The sequence below is a fragment of the Cellvibrio sp. OA-2007 genome (genome assembly GCF_000953825.1).
In the GTDB taxonomy this organism is placed as follows: Bacteria; Pseudomonadota; Gammaproteobacteria; order Pseudomonadales; family Cellvibrionaceae; genus Cellvibrio.
Genome location: NZ_BBUL01000045.1, coordinates 1 through 1,991, shown reverse-complemented (window position 1 = coordinate 1,991; position 1,991 = coordinate 1). Strand labels below are relative to the sequence as shown.

Here is a 1,991-nt window from a genome sequence, read left to right as displayed (position 1 = left end):
GTGCCCAAAGCGGAAGTTTGTGATTAGATGTGGAGCGGGCGCCATGTTGGATAACTCTGTTAAATGCCTATCCTTCAGAGGCTAATATTGACAAACTAATTTTAAAAACATATTCAAGCCCCTTGTTCTATCCACTAGTAATTTCAATAATTTTTTCTCAAAAAAACCAACACATTGGATGTCCAATGAGTCAGGCCAAAGATAACCATTGCGTACCACAATGGCCTCTATACGACGCTGACACTTGGTGGTGCCAATGAAACTAAGTGCCTCATTAAATTTACGAGCAGAAGGAAGATGGCGATGCGTTTGATAAGTCTATGTTTAGCAGTTTTTGTTGCTTTATCGGGTTGCAGTGAAAATCAAGTGAAAAAGGATGTTGTGTTTACCAAAGCAAGCCCTGATTCAGTCTTAGTGTTTGGGCTCTTGTTAAATACACCTTTTCCAAATCCTGAATTTACTTTTAGGAAGTACGATCCATTGACAGGGAAGCCATCGTTAACTGAAACATTCAAAGCTCAACCGCCGGGAAGTAATTGGTTGGCTAGTGGGGGGATTGGGCAGTACAACGTGCAGAGCTACTTTGTGCTCAATATGCCTGCTGGGCACTGGTTTTTAGAATGTATTAGGGTTGGCAAAATAGATAGTGTGAGCAGCTACAACCATATACTTTGCCCAAGCAATGATTCGCTAGCATTCAAACTTATCCCCGGCGAGGCCACCTATATTGGTGAGTATTATTTTTATTCCGAGACAATGGGAATTGTACAGTTTGATCTAATTGGAGGTGACGTTGGACGAGCGAATCAAAAAATTGCGGAATATAAAAACATCACATCACCTTTGGTGACCCAAGAGCCTAATTCAGCTACATATAACTGCGTAAAAAAGCGCGTTGGGCTTATTGGTTATGAATGCAATATGAAAACGGCTATTTTGAAAATAAAAAGCCCTAAAGCTGTTAGAAAGCCTACTGATATAAAGATGAAAATTTCCTATTGATATAGAGGATTTTTTATGATGACGCTAATAGTGATGAGGCTAAATTTATGGCTGTGCGACTAAAAAGTAAATATATATTGGGTTTTACCGCGCTTTTTGCATTCGGCATATTTTTCCTTGGCGATGTGGGTGCTCGAAGTTTTTCTCATCCATCCGGTACAAGTGAGTCGCAGTTTTCTAAAGACAAGATCGTTGCTGATCTGGGTGGAATGCATGTAGAAATCCCCCATTATTTCGCTAAGAATGTTGAATATGATGGTGACCCTGGTTGGGGAGAAAAGAAAAAGAGCCCACTTTTAGAAAATACTGGATTGCCAAAACTTAGAAGTTTCGGTTTTGATGTTCGGTTTCCTGATATGGTAGGGCTTTCTAGCCCAGAAATGTATCAGGATAAAAGAAAAACTACTATTTTTAAAACGATGTGGATTCGAGTGGGGATTAATGCTGGGGAAAATTATCCGGGTGATGAATTTTTAGAGCGTCGCGCTGATCATCTGTTAGTAGTAGATAATACTACACCACCTTTTATGATTTATAAAAAACTCGATCAGAGTGTTTATGGTTTATCTGTTTACACGCCTGCTGGAGTTAATCCAAAAAATAATAAACCATATAGGCAACACGAGTTTGCAGAAGATGTATTTGTTTTTCGCAATGAGGCGGGAATAGTCAAAGCGCACATAACTTGCAGTAACACGCCTGGCCAATCTGCACCCTGCCGACATTTTTTTAAGTTGCAGGCTCCTGTAAGGGCGCAAGTATATTTGTCTTATCGCAGAGGGTTGCTTCCTGAATGGCAAAAAATTCAAGAGTCAGTCAATAACCTAATTTTAAGCTTTGAGAAGAATTAATTTTAAATTTCAACAAGGGAATAGCTATGCACAGAATCTAACCATTCAAGCGGCTGCGGCGAAAACTAGGAATGATTGGCACTAAAACAATCATTAAATCCAGTGAAACTTCCTGTTACCAAGGTCCGCTTTTGGCCG

The 1,991-nt window shown here is 39.8% G+C and carries 2 protein-coding genes; both read left to right on the top strand.

What is annotated here, in order from left to right; all coding sequences use genetic code 11:
• Positions 1-297 precede the first annotated feature (297 nt).
• A complete protein-coding gene (locus AWU77_RS02200; protein WP_152625236.1) occupies positions 298-1,002 on the top strand; it encodes a hypothetical protein in 705 nt (234 codons plus the stop codon).
• 47 nt (positions 1,003-1,049) lie between these two features.
• On the top strand, positions 1,050-1,853 hold the full coding sequence (locus tag AWU77_RS02195; RefSeq protein WP_062058595.1) for a hypothetical protein: 804 nt from the start codon (positions 1,050-1,052) through the stop codon (positions 1,851-1,853).
• Positions 1,854-1,991: the final 138 nt, after the last annotated feature.

Bases quoted from the DNA above. Each gene is read 5' to 3' on its own strand.
- AWU77_RS02200 (WP_152625236.1), top strand. From the start codon at position 298: ATGGCGATGCGTTTGATAAGTCTATGTTTAGCAGTTTTTGTTGCTTTA.
- AWU77_RS02195 (WP_062058595.1), top strand. From the start codon at position 1,050: ATGGCTGTGCGACTAAAAAGTAAATATATATTGGGTTTTACCGCGCTT.